The following is a 19,542-nucleotide window of genomic DNA, read 5'->3' as shown; positions in this document are numbered from 1 at the left end:
GAACGCGGGGGATACCGCGGAGGCCGCCCGTAGTTTACTGTTCCAACTGTGAACGTGAGTTCACATAGTGAACAGTGGAGATGGGTATGGCACCGAGAATCGTCATCGTCGGAGCCGGCGTCGCCGGGCTCACGACCGCGCTGGAGTTACGGCGCCGCACCACGTCGGCGATCACCGTGCTCGACCGGGGCGGGCCGGGCTTCGGTTCGTCGAGCCGGTCGGCCGGCGTGGTCGAGACCCAGTACATGAGCGCCACCGACATCGCGACCCGTTCGTTCGGCCTGCGCTATTTCGAAGACTTCGCTACCCGGTACGGCACCACGCTGGTCCGGGACGGCTACCTGCGCCTGGGCGCCACCGAGGCCGACCTCGACCGGTTCCGCGACAGCGTGGCGCTGCAGGCCGAGCTGGGCATCACCGGTCCCGCGGTGCTCACTCGCGCGGAGGTCGAGCGGCGTTGGCCGCGGCTGCGCCTCGACGGCCGGGCCGGCGCCCTCTACGGGCCGGCCGACGGGCACGTCGACAGCTACGAGTTCTGCCTGCGCGCGGCGGCCGTGCTGGTGTCCCAGGGCGTGACCCTGCGCTCGGGCGTCACCGTCACCGCGGCCGACCACGACTCGTCGGGCTGGATCCTGCGGACCACGGCCGGGCCGATCGGGGCCGACCTGGTGATCAACGCAGCCGGGCCCTGGGCCACCCAGTTGGGCGAGCTGCTCGGGGCGCCGGTGCCGGTCGAGAACCAGCTGCGGCCCAAGGTCAAGCTGACCCACACCGAGGCGCTCGACCAGCTGGTCCCGTTCGTCATGGACTACGTGCCGGGCTCGGGCACCGACGGCGTCTACTTCCGGTCCGAGACCCCGCACGAGCTGTTCGTCGGCATCCACACCGAGGAGAACCTCGAGGACCCGTACGACCCGGACGCGCTGCTGCCCGAGGCGCCGGCCGCGTTCGTCGAGCGGGCGCTGAGCCTGCTGCCCGAGCGGTTGCGGGTGCCGGCCGGGCTCGAGGTCGGCCCGACGTGGACCGGCCTCTATCCGATGACCCCGGACGGCAACCCGATCGCCGGCCCGCACCCGGCCGACCCGACCGTCGGCCTGGTGATCGGCGGCGGTGGCAACGGCGTGCAGCTCGCCCCGGCGATGGCCCGGCATCTGGTCGACCAGATGGAAGGCGCCGAGCCCACGTTCCCCGACCTCGACTGGTCACTCACCCGGAAGGACCTCGCATGAGCACGATCAACTACAGCGCCTCGTCATTGCAGGACGCCGAGCTCGACGCCGCCTTCGAGGAATCGCTGCGGAGTGTCCGCGCCGAGGACGCACCGACCGAGCCGCTGCACATCGACGGCGCCGACGTCACCACCGCGCAGACCGTCGAGCGGCTCGACCCGTGCACGGGCGATGTGGTCGGGCGGGCCTCCGCGGCCGGCGAGGACGAGATCCGGCGGGCGGTCGCCGCGGCGAAGAGGGCGGCCGGACCGTGGCGTCGTACGGCGTACGGGGAACGCCTGGCTCTGATTCGAGCGGCCCGGGAGGCGTACGGGAAAAATCTCGCCCGGATCGCCGCCATCGTCTCGGCCGAGACCGGAAAGACCAGGCTGGAGGCGGTCGGCGAGACCCACGAGGTGCTCGACATGATCGAGCACTACTGCGCCCAGTTCGAGCGGGCCGACGGCTTCGCCACCCAGCAGCGGACGGTCAGTGAGGGGGAGCGGAACTTCGACATCCTTCGCCCGTACGGGGTCTTCGCGGTGATCGCTCCGTTCAACTTCCCGGTCGCGCTGTCGGTCAACATGACGGTCGCCGCACTGATCACCGGCAACACGGTCGTTATCAAGCCGTCGGACAAGACGCCGCGCTCGACCGCGGTGGTGATGAAGTTCCTGACCGAGGTGCTGCCCGCCGGAGTGCTCAACGTCGTGCACGGCGGCGCCACGACCGGGGCCCAGCTGGCGGCGACCGACGTGGACGGCATCGCGTTCACCGGCTCGGCCGAGGTCGGCTGGCAGCTCGCCGCCACGCCCTCGCCGTCCGGTCTGCCCCGGCCGCTGCTGGCCGAGATGGGCGGCCAGAATCCGGTCATCGTGACCGCGTCGGCCGACCTGACCGACGCCGCCTCCGGGATCGTGCGCTCGGCGATCGGGCTCTCCGGCCAGAAGTGCAGCGGGCTGCGGCGCATCGTCGTCGACCGCAGCGTCGCCGGGCCTCTGCGTGACCTGGTGGCGGAGAAGTTTGCCGCCGTACGGGTCGGCGATCCGCTCGACGCCTCCGTGGGGATGGGCCCGCTCATCGACGATGCGATCAGTAACCGGGTCGACGAGGCCCTGGCCGCCGCTCACCGCGACGGCAAGGTGCTCACCGGCGGCCGCGTCGCCGATGACAAGGGCAACTACTTCACCCCGGTGCTCGTCGCCGACCTGCCGAAGGACCACCCGCTCACCCGGCAGGAACTGTTCGCGCCGTTCGTCACCGTGATCGAGGTGGACTCGTTCGACGAGGCCCTGGACGAGGCCAACGCCGTCGAGTACGGGCTGTCGGCCGGCATCTTCAGCGCCGACCAGGCCGAGATCGACCGGTTCCTGGACGAGATCGAGGCCGGCATCACCTACGTCAACCGGCCCGCCGGGGCGACCACCGGGGCCTGGCCGGGCGTGCAGTCGTTCGCGGGCTGGAAGCGCAGCGGCTCGACCGGCAAGGGCGGCCTCGGCACCTGGTACCTGCAGGGCTTCATGCGGGAGCAGAACCGCACCATCGTCGGGGAGTAGCGATGGACAATTTGACCGTACGGGCCCGGGCCGTCATGCCCGCCGGGAACACGCGCTCGACGCTGTTCGTGCCGCCCGCACCGCCGTACGCCGTACGGGGAAGCGGGGCCTGCGTCACCGACGACCAGGGCCACCAGGTCATCGACGCCAACAACAATTACACGTCGCTGATCCACGGGCACGCCGACCCGCGCATCCTGGCCGCTGTCTCTCCCCTGGTGAACGACGGCACGGCGTTCGGACTGCCCACCGAGCACGAGATCGCCTTGGCCGAGCTGCTGCAACGGCGCTTCGGGCTCGAGCACTGGCGATTCTCCAACTCGGGCAGCGAGGCGGTGGCGACCGCGATCCGGGCCGCCCGCGCCTTCACCGGGCGGCCGCTGCTGGTGCGTTTCGCCGGCAGCTACCACGGCACGGCCGACGCGGTGGTCGACGTGTCCGCGCCGGGCATCCCGGGCGGCGTCGGGCACGACGTCCGCGTACTCCCGCAGGGTGATCGGGCCGCACTCGACGACCTGATGACCCGCGAAGGCGCGAGAGTGGCCGCGGTGCTCATCGACCTCATGCCCAACCGGGCCGGCCTGGTTCCGGCCGAACCCGAATTCGTCGCACACCTGCGCGAGCTCACCACCCGCCACGGTGCCCTGCTGATCGTCGACGAGGTCATCACGCTGCGGCTCGGCCCGGGCGGCCTGCACCGGCGCTACGACCTGCGGCCCGACCTGGTCACCACCGGCAAGGTGATCGGCGGCGGCTTCCCGGTCGGCGCCGTCGGCGGGCGGGCCGACGTGCTCGCCGTCTTCGACCCGCTGCGCGACTCCCCGGTCGGCTGGGGCGGCACGTTCAGCGCCAACCCGGTCAGCATGGTCGCCGGTCGGACCGCCCTCGAAGCCTTCGACGACGCCGCCGTCGACCGGCTCAACCGGCTGGGCGACGACCTGCGTACCGCCCTGACCGCGGCCGGGCTCGACGTCAGCGGGCTCGGCTCGCTGCTGCGCCTGCGCACCGTCCCCGACCTGCCCCGCCTGTGGTGGGCGGCCTACGAGAACGGCGTGCTGCTCGGCACCAACGGCCTGCTCGCCCTGTCCACCCCGATGACCACCGAGGACCTCACCAGCATCGAAAAAGCGATCGTCGCCGCCCATCGGGCCGCGAGCTGACCGAAGGAACCCCCATGAGCACATCCGCGAACCCGGCGCGCCGGGCCCTGACCGCGTCGTCGGTCGGCACCTTCATCGAGTTCTACGACTTCGCCATCTACGGCTACACCGCCGTCTACATCGCCAAGCTGTTCTTCCCGGCCGAGGACGCGTACGCGAGCCTGCTCTCCGCCCTCGCGGTCTACGGCCTGGCCTTCGTCGCCCGTCCCCTCGGCGGCATCTTCTTCGGCCGGATCGGCGACCGGATCGGCCGCAAACAGGTGCTGATGATCGTGCTGCTGCTCGTGGGCGTCTCGACCGCGCTGATCGGCTGTCTGCCCACCTTCGACAGCATCGGCTACCTCGCGCCGACCCTGCTGGTGCTGCTGCGACTGGTCCAGGGCTTCTCGGCCGGCGGCGAGGCGGTCGGCGCGATCAGCCTGGCCTACGAGCACGCCCCGGCCAACCGCCGTGGCTTCTACGCCACCACGACCATCGCCGTCGGCGCCGTGCCGTCCGTGTTCAGCGCGCTGATCGTCCTGCTGATCAGCAGCGTCATGTCGGACGACGCGTTCAGCTCGTGGGGCTGGCGGATCCCGTTCTGGATCGCGCTGCCGCTGTGCCTGTTCGCCCTGTGGGTCCGCAGCCGCACGCAGGAGAGCGACGAGTTCCTCGAGCAGGCCAAGGCGGCCGGCGACGAGCGTCCCCGCCTGGGTCAGGTGCTGGGCCGCAACTGGCGCAACATCGGCTGGGTCATCCTGATCGCCGGCCTGTCCTCGCTCGGCTACTACCTGCTGGTCGGCTACCTGGTGCCGTACTCGCAGGTGGTGCTCAAGCTGGACGCGCACACCGCGCTCATCGCCAACGCCATCGCGCTCGGCGTCTATGCCATCATGCTCAGCCTGGCCGGCCTGCTCGGCGACCTGTACGGCCGCAAGAAGATCATGGTGATCGGCGCGGTTCTGGTGGCGGCGCTCAGCATCCCGGCCTTCCTGCTGGTCAAGACCGGCACCTTCGGCGGGGCGATCGGCGGTCAGGTGCTGCTGTCGCTGACCATCCCGCTGATCGGCGCGGCCACCTACCCGTACGCGGTGGAACTGTTCCCGACCCTCGGCCGGTACACGGCCGGCGCGATCGGTTACAACGTCGGCTTCGCGCTCTTCGGCGGCACCGCGCCCTACGTCTCGCAGGCCATCATCGGGGCCACCGGCTTCACGCTCACGCCCGCGTTCCTGGTCGGCGGGTTCGCCGTCCTCGTCCTGCTGCTCTCGCCGTGGATCCCCAACTCCGAACAGGCCCGGCGCCGGTACGAGTCTTCTTCTTCGGAAAAGGCGACGGTATGAGCGTCACCCGCATCTTCCATCACGGCGTCGTGCACACGTTGGACGCGCAGTCGCGGGTGCATTCGGCCCTGGCGGTGGACGGCGAACGCGTCCTGGCCGTCGGGAGCGACGACGAGATCCTGGCCCTGGCCACCGAGTCGACCGAGCTGGTCGACCTCGCGGGCGGCGTGGTGTTCCCCGGTTTCATCGACGCCCACACGCATCTCGAGGTCGCCGCGTCGGTCCGCCGGCTGTGGATCAACGCGGCCCTCGAGACGCCCGAACGGGTCCTCGAGATCGTCGCCGAGGAGGTCGCCCAGCGGCCGGCCGGCACCTGGATCGTCATCGCCGGCGGCTTCCTGTCCCCGCTGCCCACCCTGGCCACCCTGGACGAGATCGCGCCCGAACATCCGGTCGTCATCCGGCGCACCATGCACGTGCAGGTCGCCAACTCGCGGGCCTTCGAGCTGAGCGGTCTGAGCCCGGACGACCCGCAACCCCTGCCCGGTTCCCGCATCGAGCTCGACGCCGACGGCTCGTTCACCGGGATGGTCGAGGACTGCTTCGACCTGTTCGCCGTCCGGGCGCCCGACGACGCCACGCTGGGCGCGGCCATCCAGGCCACCGCGACGGAGTTCTTCCTGGCCAACGGGATCACCACGATTCACGACATGCCCGCCTCACCACAGGGCACCCGGATGCTGCAGCAGATGCATCGGGACCATGCTTTGCCCGTACGGGTGGTGCTGTACCCGATCCTGCCGCCGGTGCACAGTTCCGGGCCCGACCTGGAGGCGTACGAAAGCGTAGGTTTCCAAACGGGCTTCGGTGACGACTGGTTGCGCTTCGGCGGCGTGAAGCTGTTCGTCGACGGGCACGAGCGGGGTGCGGCTCGTAGCGAAGAGATGGCGGCCGACGTCACCCGGCACCGGCAGCCCCTGTTCGGGCGCACGTACGAGCAGCTGGTGGCGACGGTGATCCGGGCGATGCGGAGCCGGATCCAGTTGCGGATGCACGCCTGGGGCGATTACGCGCAGCGCCAGGCGATCGACGCCGTGCGGGTGGCGGCCCGGGCCACCGGCCGCGACGACCACCGCACCCGGGTCGAGCACATGCTCAACGCCGGCTATTCGTCGATCGGCGTCGACGAGGTCCGCGACGCCGGCATCGTGCCCGTGCCGCAGGCGTCGTTCCTGATCAACGACGACCCGTCGGACTCGGTCGAGAAATATCCGTTCCGGCGGGCGATCGACGCCGGGCTGACGTTCGCCAACAGCTCGGACTGCACCGGCAGCCAGCCGACGCTGGTCAGCCCGTGGGTCGGCATTGCGGCCATGCTGGACCGCACCAACCGCAACGGCAAGGTCATCGACGCCGGGCAGCGGGTGACTCTGGACGAGGCGCTGCGGTCCTACACCCACGGGTCGGCGTGGGCGGCCTTCGAGGAGGGCGACAAGGGCTCCCTGGAACCGGGCAAGCTGGCCGACTTCGCCGTCGTCGAGGCCGATCCGTACGACCTCGATCCGGCCGGGATCGCCCGCCTGCGCACAACCATGACCGTGATCGGCGGCGAGATCCGCTACACCGCGGGCGGCTGACGATCGAGGTGGGCGCGGTGCTCGGCCGGCCGCGCCCGCCTGCCGTTGGTTCGCGCGGCGGGCGATGGTCAGCCCGCGGGCGGCCGGGCCGCGGCGACCAGGGTCAGCAGGGCGGTGTGGGTCGGCTCGTCCGCGGCGACCACGAGGCCGCCCCGGCCGGTGTGGACCGGGCCGCCGTCGAGTGCGGTGACCACGCAGCCGGCGGCCTGGCACAGGGCGATGCCGGCCGCGAAGTGGACGCTGTCGCGCAGGTCGCCGTCGGTGACGTAGGCCGCCCGGCGTCCGGCGGCGACCCAGGCCACGGCCAGGGTGGTGGAGACGACCCGGGGGCGGAACCGCCGGACGAACCGGTCGTCGGCCAGCATCCGGGCGGCCGAGAAGACCTCGCGGTTGGGAAACGGCGGGTCGAGATTGACGTCGACCAGCCGCGACCAGGCCGAGGGGACCAGGGTCTGGTCCTCGCCGGCGCGGCGCAGGGAGGCCGTCGAGCCGTCGGTCCAGAACACCTCATGGTGAACGGGTCGGCCGACGCGGCCGCCGTGACCTTCCCGTCGACTCGGAGCGCGACGTTGACCGAGGCCAGCAGGTTCCGAACGGCGAAGTTCAGCGTCCCGCACAACGGATCGACCAGCCACAGCCGATCGCCGGGGCCGTCGCCCGTACGGCCGCTCTCCTCGCCCAGCACCACGTCGTCCGGCCGGGCCGAGCGCAGGATCCGGACGATGATCCGCTCGGCCTCGAGGTCGGCCGTGGTCGCGAAGTCGTCGCCGGACTTCGCGAAGTGGGTCAGCGACGATCCATAGTGGGCGCGAACGGCGGCGGCCCCGGCGTCGGCGGCGTGTCGGGCCAGCTCGTGATCGGTGATCGGCATACCGGCACCGTAGAGTGCGGTGGCCGGCTGGTCAGCGCACCCGGAGACCAGTGGCGGCCAGCTGGTCGCGTATCTGCTCGGCGGGCACGTCGAAGGCCTCCCGGATGACCGCGCCCTCCGGGCCGACGTCGAAGACGGCGACGTCGGTGTAGACCCGGCTCACGCAGCCGGCGCCGGTCAGCGGGAAGGTGCACGACGGCACCAGTTTCGGGCGGCCCCGCTTGTCGAACAGGGTCATCATCACGAACACCTGCCTGGCCCCGATCGCGAGGTCCATCGCGCCGCCCACCGCCGGGATGGCGTCGGGCGCGCCGGTCGACCAGTTGGCCAGGTCGCCGGTCGCCGACACCTGGAAGGCGCCGAGCACGCAGACGTCGAGGTGGCCGCCGCGCATCATCGCGAACGAGTCGGCGTGGTGGAAGTAGGCGGCGCCGGGCAGTTCGGTCACCGGCTGCTTCCCGGCGTTGATCAGGTCGGGGTCGATCCGGTCGCCGGTCGCGGCCGGTCCCATGTTGAGCATCCCGTTCTCGGTGTGCAGCACGACGCCGCTCTCCGGGTTCAGGTGGTCGGCGACCCGGGTCGGCAGGCCGATGCCGAGGTTCACGTACGAGTGCGGCGGAATGTCCCGGGCCACCCGGGCCGCCAGCTGGTCCGGGTTCATGCCGGGCTCCCGTTCACGACGCGGTCGACGTAGATCCCGGGTGTGACCACCGCTTCCGGGTCGAGCGCGCCGACCTCGACCACCGCGCCGACCTCGACGATCGTGGTGGTGGCGGCGGTGGCCATGACCGGCCCGAAGTTGCGGGCGGTCTTGCGATAGACGAGATTGCCCATCCCGTCGGCGCGGTGGGCCTGGATCAGGGCGACGTCGCCGCGGATCGGGTACTCCAGCACGTGGTCGCGCCCGTCTATGGTCCGGCTCTCCTTGCCTTCGGCGAGCAGTGTGCCCGCCCCGGTCGGGCAGAAGAAGGCGCCGATCCCCGCGCCGGCCGCGCGCAGCCGTTCGGCCAGGGTGCCCTGCGGGACCACCTCGAGCTCGACCTGTCCGGCGCGGTAGAGCTGGTCGAACACGTACGAGTCGGTCTGCCGCGGGAAGGAACAGATCACCTTGGCCACCCGGCCCGCCTTGAGAAGCGCGGCCAGCCCGGTGTCCCCGTTGCCGGCGTTGTTGCTGACCACGGTGAGGCCCGTCGCGCCCTGCCGGATCAGGGCATCGATCAGCCCGTACGGCATCCCGGCCCGCCCGAATCCGCCGACCAGCACGGTGCTCCCGTCGGCGATGCCGGCCACCGCGTCGTCCGCACTCGCGACGATCATCGGGTCACCTCGAGGTTCTCGAGCACGACGGCCAGCCCCTGCCCGACACCGATGCAGATGGCCGCCACGCCCCACCGCTCGTGCCGCTCGCGCAGCACCTTGGCGAGCGTGCCGAGCACGCGCCCGCCGCTGGCGCCGAGCGGATGGCCGATCGCGATCGCGCCGCCGCGTACGTTGACGATCCCGGGGTCGATCTTCCACGCGTCGACGCAGACCAGCGACTGCACCGCGAACGCCTCGTTGAGCTCGACCGCGCCGACCTGGTCCCAGCCGATCCCGGCCCGGCGCAGGGCCCGGTTGGCCGCCTCGACCGGCGCGTAGCCGAACTCCCGCGGGTCGAGCGCGAACCCGCCCCGCCCGGCGATCGCGGCCAGCGGCTCACGCCCGATCAGCTCGGCCGCGGCGGCCGACCCGAGCAGCATCGCCGAGGCGCCGTCGGTCAACGGCGAGGCGTTGCCCGCGGTGATCGTGCCGTCGGTCCGGAAGCGGGGCTCGAGCGCGGCCAGCGCCGTGACCGACGAGCCGGGCCGGACGCCCTCGTCCCGGGTCAGGCCGGCCACCGGCGTGACCAGGTCGTCGTAAAAGCCGTCGTCCCAGGCCGCCGTGGCCAGCCGGTGCGAGCGGTCGGCGAACTCGTCCTGCCGTTCCCGGCTCACCCCGAACCGCTCACCCAGCTGTTCGTTGCATTCGCCGAGCGACACGGTCCACTCGGCCGGCATGCGCGGGTTGACCAGCCGCCAGCCGAGGGCGGTGGAAACGGGCTCGTCATCCGGTTTCGCCAGGACCCAGGGCGCCCGGGTCATCGACTCGACCCCGCCGGCCACGACGACCGTCGCGTCCCCGGTCTCGATGGCCCGCGATCCGATCATCGCCGCGTCCAGGCTCGAGCCGCACAGCCGGTTCACCGTGGTGCCGCCGACCGATGCCGGCAGCCCGGCCAGCAGGACGGCCATCCGGCCGACGTTGCGGTTGTCCTCGCCCGCGCCGTTGGCGTTGCCCCAGACCACGTCGTCGACGGCGGCCGGATCCAGCGCGGGCGTGGTGGCCAGCAGCGCCTGGATGACCGTGGCCGACAGATCGTCGGGCCGCACCCCGGCCAGGGCACCGTTGAGGCGTCCGAACGGGGTGCGTGTGGCGGCGTACAGGAAGGAACTCATGCTCCTCACGCTAGGGCCGCGGGTTGATAGGCTGAAGTATCTTTTTCCGGCCCTATTGATATCTGGAAAGTTTTAATGGAATTGCGGCAGCTTCGCTACTTCGTGGTCGTGGCCGAGGAGCGGCACTTCGGGCGCGCGGCGGCCCGGCTGCACATGGCGCAGCCGCCGCTGTCCCAGGCCATCCGCCGGCTCGAGACCGGGCTCGGGGTCGAGTTGCTGCACCGCACCACCCGCCGGGTCGAGCTCACCGAGGCCGGTCGCGCCTATCTGAGCCGGGCCCGGGCCATCCTGGCCGAGGTGGACGACGCCGGTGAGCAGGCCCGCCGGGTCGCCGCCGGGGTGGTCGGCCACCTGACCATCGGTTGCGTCGGCTCGGTCACCTACAGCCTGCTGCCCGCGCTGGCCCGCCACCTGACCGCCGAGATGCCCGGCGTCGACTTCTCGTTCCGCGGTGAGATGCTCGCCCCCGATCAGGCCGAAGCGCTGCGGTCCGGCGAGATCGACCTGGCCCTGCTGCGCCCGCCGGTCACCGACGAGTCGCTGCGGCTCACCCGGCTGCGGCGCGACCGTCTGGTGGTCGCGCTTCCGGCCGGCGACCGGCGGGCCGAACGCAGGCAGGTGCGGGTGACCGACCTGCGCGACACCCCGCTGATCGTGCACTCGGCCGGGCGGCGCTCGGCCATGTACGACGTCGTGCTCGGGCTGTTCCGCACGGCCGGCGTCGCCGCGCGGGTCCGGCACGAGGTCGGCGAGACGTCCACCTTGATCACGCTGGTGGCCGGCGGGCTCGGCGTGGCCGTCGTCCCGCAGCCGGTGACGGCGCTGGCCATCCCGGGCGTCGTCTACCGGCCGCTGGTCCGCCCGGCCGTCACCGTCGACCTCGTGCTGGCACACCGGGCGGGCCGTTCCGAACCCCACCTCACCCGTACGGTCGACCTGATCACCAACCTGAGTCAGACAACGTCGACGAAGATCGGGTTGGTGTAGAGCCAGGTGTCCAGCCACGGATCGCCGTCGCCCGGCGTGTGCGCGATCGGGGCGTGCGGATCGACGCGAGCGCCCAGCAGGCCGGTCCCGTGGCGGTTACCGTCCGAGCCGCGTACGCGGAAATAGCCCGGCCCGGCCACCGCGCCCAGCGGGATCCGCACGGTGTAGCGGCCACTGCGACGGGAGACGTCGACCGTCTCGGTCACGCGGGTGTCCGGGGCCCGCCACGAGTCCGGGTCGGCCGGGGCACGACCGGTGACCACGCCGCGGATCACGTCGAGGTGGGCGAGCCGGGGGAGGACCCCGTGGAAGTTGGGGCGGGACGCGCTCTGCACGGTGACGGTCAGCGTGAGCCGGTCGCCGCGCCGGGCCCGCAACCGGCCGCCGAGCGTGGCCGATCCGCCCCGCGCCGACGACAGGCGCACGTCGAGGCCGTCGACGAGCTGACCATGGTCGACCCAGACCCGCCCGGCGCGCAGACCGGCCATCACCTCGCGGTAGCCGTAACGGGTCACCCCGACGTGCGTACGGCTGAACTGTCCCGGCCAGAAATCGCTGCCCGGCTGGGCCACGCCCGTCTCGACCGGGTCGGGCACCTTGCCGAGGGTGTCGAACGTGGAGCCGGCCGGGAAGTCACCGTTGCGCAGGGTGTCCCGTACGGTGCGATGGTTGTCGGAATTGCTGGTGATCGAGAAGAGCCGGCCCTCGGCGAGCAGCGCGTCCCACATCCCGCCGACGGTGGCCGTCATCCAGTCGAAGCCGCCGTAGGTCACGTACGCCTCGATCGGATAGCCCGGATGCGACTGGGCCGACGGCTTGTTCTCGTACTCGCCGCGGATGCTGTTCGCCCCGCGCAGCCCCGGCAGGGCGGCCCCCTGGGCTCCGGGCGCGCCCTCCATCCCGATCATGATGTCGGGCGCCGCGTCCCGCCACGCGCGCAGCTCGTGCGGCGCGTCGATGCCCAGCCGCGACGGATGGTTGGCCAGCACCAGCGCGTCGTCGACGAAGCCCTCGCGACGGCGGGCGGACAGCCACCCGAGCGCGGCGACGGCCAGGGTCTCGTCAGAGCTGGAGAGAAGCTTTCCGTCGTACGCCCGCTCGAACTGTCGCAGGATCTCGGCCTCGTGGGGGCCGGGCGAGGTGAAGACGGTGGCGTGCTCGGCGCCCGGGATGTACCACTCCAGGCCCTGGAAGATGAGCAGGCGCGGGTTCTCGGCCCGGGCGGCCAGGATGTCGGTGTGCTCGAGAGCGGCCCCGGCGGTGTCGTGCCCGACGTTGCCGTGCTCGGTGCAGACCATCCAGTCGAGCCCGAACTGCGCACCGCGGCGGGCCGCCTGCCCGAGCGTGTACTTGGCGTCGTGGCTGTACTGCGTGTGGACGTGGTGGTCGCCGACCAGCCAGGCCAGCGGCGGATCGTCCGTGTCGTGCGCCGCCGCGGGGGCCGGGCCTGGCAGCGCGGTGGTCGCGGCGAACGCGGCCCCGAACAACCCGGCGCGCCGGAGGATGCCGCGGCGGCTCAACCCCTGCGGGTCGAGCGTGGCGTCGGGAACGGCGGGGTCGGCCCAGCGGGGCAGCGCGCTCATGGCCCAGGACCGTAGTGGTCCGCGGCGAACACCGTGTGTCAGATAGACGATCATCAAATGTCAGAGCGTGCGCAACGCCTCCGTGGGGGAGAGTCGCGCCGCGCGCAGGGCCGGATACACGCCGGCGCCCGCACCGATCAGCACCGCCGCGACCAGGCCCGCACCCACGGCGTAGGCGGGAATGAGGGTCGGCCATCCGCGGATCGTGGCCATGGCGAAGGTGACCGCGGTGCCGAGCAGCACCCCGGTTGTGCCGCCGCCCGCGCCGAGCAGCAGCGACTCGACCAGGAACTGGGCCCCGATGTGGCCGCGGGTGGCGCCCAGGGCGCGGCGCAACCCGACCTCGCCGCGTCGTTCCAGCACCGAGATGACCAGGACGTTGGCGATGCCCACGCCGCCGACCAGCAGCGCCACCCCGCCCAGCCCGAGCAGCAGCATCGTGGTGCCGCCGGTGACGGCGATCCGGGCGGTGAGGGCCTCGGACGGACGGCTCACGGCCACCTCCTCCGGGTGTTCGGGGGCGGCCGCCCGGGCCAGCAGGGCGGCGACCTCGCCGGTGTGGTCGGTCTGAGCCCGTACGAAGATCCGGGTGGGGTGGCCCTGATAACCGAACTGCGCGGTGGCGATCGGCTCGCCGATGAACGCGGCGGTATCCAGTTCGGGGGCCAGCTCGACCGGCGCCATCACGCCGACGACGGTGAACCAGCGGTCGCCCAGGAAGATCCGGGGGTGGTCGCTGAGGTCGCCGATGCCCAGGACCGTGGCGGCGTAGTGGCCCAGAACGACCACCGGGTACGAGGTCAGCCCCCGGTCCAGGAATCGTCCGTGCAGCAGCGTGCCGTCCACTGTGGTCAGAAGTTGCGGATCGGTGGCCCGGACGGCCAGCCCGCCGGTGCGCCCGGGCGGGATCTTGTCGCTGCGGTAGACCGACAGCGGCAGGACCGCGGTGGCCGCGGCGGAGACGACCCAGGACGTACGGGCCACCGCCGGCCCGGCCGTCTCGGGCAACTCGGCCTCACCGCCGCGCAGGGTCTTGCCGTTGGCCACGGTGAGCAGGTTGGTGCCGAGGCGGTCGATCCGGGCCAGCACGTCGGCCTGGCTGGACCGGGTCACGCCGAGCACGGCGACCATGGCGGCGATCCCGATCGCCACGCCCAGCACCGAGAGCGCCGCCCGGCCCGGCCGGGACCGCAGGCCGACCGTGCTGACCGGCAGCAGATCCGCAGCGCGCAACTTCGATCTCATGCGTCCTCCCCGATGAGCGAGGCCGCCCCGGCGATCCGGCCGTCGCGGATCTCGACCCGGCGCCGCATGGCCGCGGCGATCCGCTCGTCGTGGGTGATCACGACGATGGTCACGCCGCCGTCGTTGAGCTCGCGCAGCAGGGCCAGCACCCCGTCGCCGGAGGCCGAGTCGAGATTGCCGGTGGGTTCGTCGGCCAGCAGGACGGCGGGCCGGCCGACCAGCGCGCGAGCGATCGCCACCCGCTGGCGTTCTCCGCCGGACAGGTGGGCGGCCGGGAATCCGGCCCGGTGGGCCAGGCCGACCCGTTCCAGGGCCAGCGCGGCCGCGGCACGGCGCTCCCGGCCGGGAACATCGCGATAGAGCAGGCCGGTCGCGACGTTCTCGGCCGCGCTCAACCGGTCGAGCAGCATGAACTGCTGGAAGACCACGCCGAGCAGGTGCGCGCGGACGCCGGACAGCTGCCGGTCGCGGAGTCTCTCGACCGGGTGCCCGGCGATGCGCACCGATCCGGTCGACGGACGGTCGAGCCCGGCCGCCAGGTTGAGCAGGGTGGTCTTGCCCGAGCCGGACGGCCCGGAGACGGCGACCAGCTCCCCGGCGCCGACCGTCAGGGTGACGCCGCGCAGGGACTCCACCGGCGGCGGGCCGGGATGGACCTTGTGGACGTCGATCAGTTCGAGGACGGCGTTCATCCGGCGGGCACCTCCACCGGCTGGCCCTCGGTGAGACCGCGGACGATCTCGACCCGGCCCGTGCCCTCGTCGAAGCGGCCGGGCTCGACCGTCACCAGGCCGCCACCGGCCAGCCGCACCTGGTAGCCGCCGCCGGGCCGGGCCAGCAGCGCCGCGATCGGGGCGAGCAGCACGCCCGGGCGGCGGCCGGTGACGACGTCGACGGTGGCCGGGGCCTGATCCAGGGTGAAGCCGCGGGGCAGGCGGACCGTGACGGTGACCGGAACCGTGGCCGTGTTCTGGCCTTCTGCGGCACTGGTCGTGGCCACGGCACCGATCGAGGCGACCCGGCCGGGCACCGGGCCGGTGTCCGGGAGGGAGACCTCGACCTGGTCGTTGACGTGCAGCGTGCCGGCCTGGGCGGTGTCGACCTCGGCGACCACGGCGCGGGTGGCCGACGTGCCGGTCAGCACGGTGGTGCGGGGGGCCACGGCCGAGCCGAGACGGACCGGCACGTCGGCCACCCGTAGCGGTGACGGTAGGAACACGACCTGCCCCTGGGTGATCCGGCCGGTGCGCTGGTAGCTCCGGCGTCCCCACGAGGCCTCCCAGCGCCGGATCGCCGCGGTGGTGGCGGCGCTGAAGTGCCGGTCGACCGTGATCCGGTGGTGCGGGTCGAAGCCCAGGGCGACCAGGTTGCGCTCGAGCTGGCGGACGTCGGGGCCGTCGGTCATGCCGGAACGCAGATCGCGGTAGACCGGGACGGCGCCCAGCAACAGGCGCACCGGACGGTCGGAGACGCGGAAGAGGACCGCGCCGCGCCCGATCGTGGCCCCGGGCGCGGGTGCCGCGGTGAGCACGCCCGGCTCACCCGGATAGGCGACCGTGTACGCGCCGGTGTAGCGCAGGGAGCCGCTGAGCTGCACGGTCTGGGTGAGCGTGCCCCGGGTGACGACGGCCGTGCCGGTGGTGACGCCGGCCGGGGGAGTCGCGGTCGCCCCCGGCGCGGAACGGGCGGCGTAGGCGACCCCGGCCGCGAGCGGGGCGGCCACCGCGATCGCGACCACCGAGGCGCCGCGGCGGCGTCTCACTTCTTGCCTCCGGCGATGCCGAGCATTCTGACCTCGCCGCTCCAGATGCCCTTGCAGGCGTCGTTGGCCTGGTCCCACCGGTCCCCGGGGACGCCCTGGGCCAGTGGGGTGCCGGCGAGGTCGAACGCGCCCGCCTGGTTGGGGTCGGGGAACGCGGGCAGGCCGTGAGCGCGGATGCAGGTCGCGAACTCGGCGAGCTTGCGCAGGTCGCCGGCCGAAGGCTGGTCCTTGGGACGGAACGCGTTGGGCGGGTAGCGGTCCTCGATCGACTGGCAGGCCTCGATGATCGACCGGCGCTTGACCAGGTCGTCCTTCCAGTTGTAGCTGCGGTCCGGGACGAACTGGAGATAACCGTCCTGACTGAGCTGGGCGTCGGGCATCCGGGTCAATCCGTGGTCGCGCAGGCACTGCACCCACTCCTGGCCGAGGGCGAGCAACTGCTGCCGGCCGGGGGCCGACGATTCGGGTGTGGTGGGACTGCCGCCGCCACCGCCGCTGCATCCGGCGGTCAGCAGTCCGATCAGGAGCACTGTGGACATCGCTTTCCGGGTCATGGGTTCACGGTCGCGTCCGCGGCGTCCCGGTCTCGTCCCACCGGGGTGGGGACTTCGGAAACCGGCGGCACCGCCGATGTAGTACCTGAGTCGGACGCGTCGGGGCCCGGAGCTTCCTACGATGGGCGCATGTCCGGGTTCGCACCCCGAAAGCTGGCCGCCGACAGCGCGCTGGCCCTGGTCCTGCTGGCCGTGACCCTCGCACCGGCGCTGATCATGGCGGTGACGACGCCGCTGAAGCAGGGCGACCGGGCCGGCCTGCCGGTGGGTTCCGCCTGGTGGCTGTTCACCGCGATCGTGGTGGCCGGCCTGCTGATCCGGCAGCATCGGCCGGTGGCCGCGCTGGCGCTGATCGCGGCCGGGTCGTTCGGTCATCTGGCGCTGCAGACCAAGTTCTCGTTGCTCGACCTGGCCCTGCCGCTCGCGCTCTTCTCGCTGGCCGCGGCCGCGCGCCGGCGACGCACCGCGTTCGCCGTGCTGGCGCTCGTCATGGTGCTGACCTATCTGGCCATGCTGGCCGGCCGGATAGGCGTGCAAGAGAGCGAGAAGGCCGCCGCCAAGCAGGCCGCTGTGGCCGGGACGGCGACCAAGGTGATCCCGGCCGGTGTGCTGGCCGACACCGGCCAGGCGGTGCTGGAGATCTGGCTGCTGTCGGTCGCCGCCTTCGCGGTGGGTGACGGGCTGCGCAGCCGCCGGGCCCACCTGGCCGCCGTCGAGCAGCGCACCGCCGACCTGGCCCGCGAGGAACGGCAGCGGGCCGCCCTCGCGGTCGCCGCCGAGCGGAACCGGATCACCCGCGAACTGCACGACGTGGTGGCGCACGGGATGTCGGTGATGGTGGTGCAGGCCCAAGGGGCGGCGGCCGCGCTCGACCGGCACCCCGAACGGGCCGCCGGCGCGCTGCACCACGTGATCGAGGTCGGTCGCTCGTCGCTGGCCGAGATGCGCCGGCTCCTCGCCGCCGAGCGCACCGGTCCGGCCGGTGCTCCGCTCGCCCCATTGCCCGGGGTCGGGGCCGTGCCCGCCCTCGTCGACGATCTGCGCCGGACCGGCATGCCGATCGACCTGAGCATCGAGGGCACGCCCACGGCGGTGCCGGCCGCGGTCGACCTGTCGGCCTACCGCACCGTGCAGGAGGCGTTGACCAACACGCTCAAACACGCCGGTCCCGGGGCGCGGGCCCGGGTGCGGCTCGAGTTCCAGCCCGATCGCGTACGCGTCGAGGTCTCCGACGACGGTGCCGGGCCCACCGGCGGCGGGGGCGGCGGCAACGGCCTGCGCGGCATCGCCGAACGGGTGTCCACCCTGGGCGGCACCCTCGAGAGCGGGCCCGGCGCCGACGGCCGCGGATACCGGCTGGCCGCCACCCTGCCGCTGGCCGCGCTGGTGACCTCGTGAGTGTCCGGGTCGTGCTGGTCGACGACCAGACCCTGGTCCGCACGGGGTTCCGGCTCGTGCTCGACGCGACCGACGACATCGAGGTGGTGGGCGAGGCGGCCGACGGCTCGCACGCCCTCGACGTGGTCGCCCGCACCCGGCCCGACGTCGTGCTGATGGACGTCCGCATGCCCGGCCTCGACGGCATCGAGGCGACCCGGCGCATCCGTTGTGGCCCGAGCCCGGCCAAGGTGATCATCCTGACCACCTTCGACCTTGACGAGTACGTGCTGGCCGGGCTGCGCGCGGGGGCCAGCGGCTTCCTGCTCAAGGACGCCCTCGCGGCCGACCTGGTCACCGCCATCCGGGTGGTCGTGGCCGGCGAGGCGGTGGCCGCGCCCAGCGTGACCCGTCGTCTCTTCGCGCACTACCTGGGCCGGTCACCCGCCCCGCGACCGGCCGACGAGCGGCTCGCGACCCTGACCGGCCGGGAGCGGGAGGTGCTGACGCTGATCACGCACGGCTTGTCCAACGCCGAGATCGCGGTGTCACTGTCGCTCGCCGAGAGCACGGTGAAGACCCACCTCGGCCGGATCCTGACCAAGCTGAGCCTGCGCGACCGGGTCCAGGCGGTGATCCTGGGCTACGAGTGCGGGCTGGCCGCCTCTCAGGTCAGCGGGTAACCGGGGCCGGCCCGGTCGAGTCGCGGGTCACCAGGTGGGGATGGATCACCTGACGGGCGACGCGTTCGCCGGTGGTGATGCGCTCGGTCAGCATGCGGAAACCGGTCCGGCCCAGCTCGACGAAGTCCATCCAGACGGTCGTCAGCGGCGGGGCGAAATGGCGGGCGTCGGGCATGTCGTCGACCCCGGCGATCGAGTAGTCGTCCGGTGCCACCAGGCCGCGGCCCCGCAGCGCGTTCATGAAGCCCAGGGCCATCTGGTCGTTGCCGCTGAACACGGCGGAGAAGTCCCGGACGTCCACGGTGGATCCGGCCTGGTAGCCGGACTGGGCCGACCAGTCCCCGCGGACCACCGGCAGGGGAGCGGCGGCCACTTCGGAGAGGGCGTCGCGGTAGCCGCGTTCCCGGTCCTGGGCCTCGTTGATCTCCTCGGGGCCGGCGATGTGCAGGATCCGCCGGTGCCCCAGCCCGATCAGGTGCCGGGTGGCCAGCAGTGCCGCCTCGTACGAGTCGACCGTCGCCGAGTCCGCGTTCGGCCAGGCGTGCCCGCTCAGGATGACGACCGGCACGGTCTCCCAGACCCGTCGCAGGGTGTCCTCGATGCCGGGGTGCGGTGACGAGATGATGATGCCGTCGACCCGGGCCGACAGGAACCGGTCCAGAGCGTCGTGCAGCTCGCGAGGTGAGCCGGCGTCGTACGCGACCCAACTGCTGAACACCGCGTATCCGTCCCGGTGGGCGGCCTCGTTGAGGCCCTGGTGGATCGACCACGTGCCGTAGACCGAGGGGCCGGTGGTGAGCACGCCGACGGTCCGGGTCGCGTTCACCCGCAGGCTGCGGGCCGAGCCGTTGAACTGGTAGTTCAGCTCGTCGATGGCCGCCTCGATGCGGGCGCGGGTCTCGGCGCCGACGTATCCCTTGCCGGTGTAGTAGCGCGAGACCGTCTGGGCCGAGACACCGGCCAGCCGGCCGACGTCGACCATCTTGGGTCGCGACATGACTTCCTCTTTCGTTCGTGCCACGGGCCGCTGAAGTTCGTGCCACGGGCCGCTGAAGTATCGCGCAAGAGCAACTTCTTGTTACCAGCCTGTTACATAGCTACCTCTGTGCGGGGCGATGGGTTATCGATAACCTACCGCAAAGGTTATCGATAACTCACACGACGTTCACGCAGTCGTCATGAA

17 protein-coding genes and 1 pseudogene are annotated in these 19,542 nt (G+C 72.4%); 8 read left to right on the top strand and 10 right to left on the bottom strand.

The features are described from left to right. The first annotated feature begins 86 nt into the window (after window positions 1–86). Genes KOI35_RS31670 through KOI35_RS31650 form a run of 5 tightly spaced genes read left to right on the top strand, consistent with a single transcriptional unit; the run spans window position 87 to window position 6,823 of the window. On the top strand, window positions 87–1,229 hold the full coding sequence (locus KOI35_RS31670) for an NAD(P)/FAD-dependent oxidoreductase (protein ID WP_215792326.1): 1,143 nt from the start codon (window positions 87–89) through the stop codon (window positions 1,227–1,229). Then, window positions 1,226–2,764 carry an aldehyde dehydrogenase family protein gene (locus KOI35_RS31665; protein ID WP_215792325.1) on the top strand — a complete coding sequence of 513 codons (1,539 nt, stop codon included), beginning with the start codon at window positions 1,226–1,228 and terminating at the stop codon, window positions 2,762–2,764. The genes KOI35_RS31670 and KOI35_RS31665 overlap by 4 nt, the downstream gene beginning before the upstream one ends. A 2-nt stretch (window positions 2,765–2,766) precedes the next feature. After that, entirely contained in the window at window positions 2,767–3,924 is a 1,158-nt protein-coding gene (locus KOI35_RS31660; protein WP_215792324.1) for an aspartate aminotransferase family protein, read from the top strand. Window positions 3,925–3,938: 14 nt separating this feature from the next. Further along, on the top strand, window positions 3,939–5,246 hold the full coding sequence (locus KOI35_RS31655; protein WP_215792323.1) for an MFS transporter: 1,308 nt from the start codon (window positions 3,939–3,941) through the stop codon (window positions 5,244–5,246). Next, window positions 5,243–6,823: an amidohydrolase gene (locus KOI35_RS31650; protein ID WP_215792322.1), complete on the top strand. Its 1,581-nt coding sequence runs from the start codon at window positions 5,243–5,245 to the stop codon at window positions 6,821–6,823. The genes KOI35_RS31655 and KOI35_RS31650 overlap by 4 nt, the downstream gene beginning before the upstream one ends. Before the next feature lie 68 nt (window positions 6,824–6,891). On the opposite strand, the pseudogene KOI35_RS31645 reads toward KOI35_RS31650, so the two are convergent. The 4 genes and pseudogenes from KOI35_RS31645 to KOI35_RS31630 form a co-directional block, all read right to left on the bottom strand. Next, window positions 6,892–7,694, bottom strand: a pseudogene (locus KOI35_RS31645) (inositol monophosphatase family protein). A gap of 31 nt (window positions 7,695–7,725) precedes the next feature. Beyond that, a complete protein-coding gene (locus KOI35_RS31640; protein ID WP_215792321.1) occupies window positions 7,726–8,355 on the bottom strand; it encodes a 3-oxoacid CoA-transferase subunit B in 630 nt (209 codons plus the stop codon). Next, complete coding sequence (locus KOI35_RS31635; protein WP_215792320.1) at window positions 8,352–9,011, bottom strand: 3-oxoacid CoA-transferase subunit A; 660 nt, start codon at window positions 9,009–9,011, stop codon at window positions 8,352–8,354. Before KOI35_RS31635 ends, KOI35_RS31640 begins: the two co-directional genes overlap by 4 nt. Then, entirely contained in the window at window positions 9,008–10,168 is a 1,161-nt protein-coding gene (locus KOI35_RS31630) for a thiolase family protein (protein WP_215792319.1), read from the bottom strand. The genes KOI35_RS31635 and KOI35_RS31630 overlap by 4 nt, the downstream gene beginning before the upstream one ends. A gap of 75 nt (window positions 10,169–10,243) precedes the next feature. Here KOI35_RS31630 and KOI35_RS31625 point away from each other — a divergent pair, with 75 nt between their 5' ends. After that, complete coding sequence (locus tag KOI35_RS31625; protein ID WP_215792318.1) at window positions 10,244–11,155, top strand: LysR substrate-binding domain-containing protein; 912 nt, start codon at window positions 10,244–10,246, stop codon at window positions 11,153–11,155. Here the strand turns inward: KOI35_RS31625 and KOI35_RS31620 are convergent. The 5 genes from KOI35_RS31620 to KOI35_RS31600 are packed head-to-tail and all read right to left on the bottom strand — an operon-like array spanning window position 11,122 to window position 16,299. After that, complete coding sequence (locus KOI35_RS31620; RefSeq protein ID WP_215792317.1) at window positions 11,122–12,738, bottom strand: PHP domain-containing protein; 1,617 nt, start codon at window positions 12,736–12,738, stop codon at window positions 11,122–11,124. The two genes, KOI35_RS31625 and KOI35_RS31620, sit on opposite strands and share 34 nt — an antisense overlap. A gap of 60 nt (window positions 12,739–12,798) precedes the next feature. Continuing rightward, window positions 12,799–13,983 (bottom strand): ABC transporter permease, encoded by a 1,185-nt coding sequence (locus tag KOI35_RS31615; protein WP_215792316.1) that lies wholly within the window; start codon window positions 13,981–13,983, stop codon window positions 12,799–12,801. Next, window positions 13,980–14,675, bottom strand: coding sequence for an ABC transporter ATP-binding protein (locus tag KOI35_RS31610; protein ID WP_215792315.1), 696 nt, complete (start codon window positions 14,673–14,675; stop codon window positions 13,980–13,982). The genes KOI35_RS31615 and KOI35_RS31610 overlap by 4 nt, the downstream gene beginning before the upstream one ends. Then, on the bottom strand, window positions 14,672–15,745 hold the full coding sequence (locus KOI35_RS31605; RefSeq protein WP_215792314.1) for a peptidoglycan-binding protein: 1,074 nt from the start codon (window positions 15,743–15,745) through the stop codon (window positions 14,672–14,674). Before KOI35_RS31605 ends, KOI35_RS31610 begins: the two co-directional genes overlap by 4 nt. Beyond that, on the bottom strand, window positions 15,742–16,299 hold the full coding sequence (locus KOI35_RS31600) for a hypothetical protein (protein ID WP_215792313.1): 558 nt from the start codon (window positions 16,297–16,299) through the stop codon (window positions 15,742–15,744). The genes KOI35_RS31605 and KOI35_RS31600 overlap by 4 nt, the downstream gene beginning before the upstream one ends. A 129-nt stretch (window positions 16,300–16,428) precedes the next feature. Between KOI35_RS31600 and KOI35_RS31595 the strand changes: the two genes are divergently transcribed. Both KOI35_RS31595 and KOI35_RS31590 read left to right on the top strand, forming a co-directional pair. Further along, window positions 16,429–17,697 carry a sensor histidine kinase gene (locus KOI35_RS31595; RefSeq protein ID WP_215792312.1) on the top strand — a complete coding sequence of 423 codons (1,269 nt, stop codon included), beginning with the start codon at window positions 16,429–16,431 and terminating at the stop codon, window positions 17,695–17,697. Then, window positions 17,694–18,359 carry a response regulator gene (locus tag KOI35_RS31590; RefSeq protein ID WP_215792311.1) on the top strand — a complete coding sequence of 222 codons (666 nt, stop codon included), beginning with the start codon at window positions 17,694–17,696 and terminating at the stop codon, window positions 18,357–18,359. The genes KOI35_RS31595 and KOI35_RS31590 overlap by 4 nt, the downstream gene beginning before the upstream one ends. Here KOI35_RS31590 and KOI35_RS31585 read toward each other — a convergent pair. Continuing rightward, window positions 18,349–19,356 (bottom strand): LacI family DNA-binding transcriptional regulator, encoded by a 1,008-nt coding sequence (locus KOI35_RS31585; protein WP_215792310.1) that lies wholly within the window; start codon window positions 19,354–19,356, stop codon window positions 18,349–18,351. The two genes, KOI35_RS31590 and KOI35_RS31585, sit on opposite strands and share 11 nt — an antisense overlap. Between the last annotated feature and the right edge of the window lie 186 nt (window positions 19,357–19,542).

It is taken from the genome of Paractinoplanes bogorensis (assembly GCF_018829635.1).
Taxonomy (GTDB): Bacteria; Actinomycetota; Actinomycetes; order Mycobacteriales; family Micromonosporaceae; genus Actinoplanes; species Actinoplanes bogorensis.
This window is presented reverse-complemented; position numbering and strand designations above follow the sequence as displayed.

Bases quoted from the DNA above. Each gene is read 5' to 3' on its own strand.
- KOI35_RS31660 (WP_215792324.1), top strand. From the start codon at position 2,767: ATGGACAATTTGACCGTACGGGCCCGGGCCGTCATGCCCGCCGGGAAC.
- KOI35_RS31665 (WP_215792325.1), top strand. From the start codon at position 1,226: ATGAGCACGATCAACTACAGCGCCTCGTCATTGCAGGACGCCGAGCTC.
- KOI35_RS31585 (WP_215792310.1), bottom strand. From the start codon at position 19,356: ATGTCGCGACCCAAGATGGTCGACGTCGGCCGGCTGGCCGGTGTCTCG.
- KOI35_RS31610 (WP_215792315.1), bottom strand. From the start codon at position 14,675: ATGAACGCCGTCCTCGAACTGATCGACGTCCACAAGGTCCATCCCGGC.
- KOI35_RS31655 (WP_215792323.1), top strand. From the start codon at position 3,939: ATGAGCACATCCGCGAACCCGGCGCGCCGGGCCCTGACCGCGTCGTCG.
- KOI35_RS31630 (WP_215792319.1), bottom strand. From the start codon at position 10,168: ATGAGTTCCTTCCTGTACGCCGCCACACGCACCCCGTTCGGACGCCTC.
- KOI35_RS31625 (WP_215792318.1), top strand. From the start codon at position 10,244: ATGGAATTGCGGCAGCTTCGCTACTTCGTGGTCGTGGCCGAGGAGCGG.
- KOI35_RS31620 (WP_215792317.1), bottom strand. From the start codon at position 12,738: ATGAGCGCGCTGCCCCGCTGGGCCGACCCCGCCGTTCCCGACGCCACG.
- KOI35_RS31615 (WP_215792316.1), bottom strand. From the start codon at position 13,983: ATGAGATCGAAGTTGCGCGCTGCGGATCTGCTGCCGGTCAGCACGGTC.
- KOI35_RS31670 (WP_215792326.1), top strand. From the start codon at position 87: ATGGCACCGAGAATCGTCATCGTCGGAGCCGGCGTCGCCGGGCTCACG.
- KOI35_RS31640 (WP_215792321.1), bottom strand. From the start codon at position 8,355: ATGAACCCGGACCAGCTGGCGGCCCGGGTGGCCCGGGACATTCCGCCG.
- KOI35_RS31600 (WP_215792313.1), bottom strand. From the start codon at position 16,299: ATGACCCGGAAAGCGATGTCCACAGTGCTCCTGATCGGACTGCTGACC.
- KOI35_RS31650 (WP_215792322.1), top strand. From the start codon at position 5,243: ATGAGCGTCACCCGCATCTTCCATCACGGCGTCGTGCACACGTTGGAC.
- KOI35_RS31595 (WP_215792312.1), top strand. From the start codon at position 16,429: ATGTCCGGGTTCGCACCCCGAAAGCTGGCCGCCGACAGCGCGCTGGCC.
- KOI35_RS31635 (WP_215792320.1), bottom strand. From the start codon at position 9,011: ATGATCGTCGCGAGTGCGGACGACGCGGTGGCCGGCATCGCCGACGGG.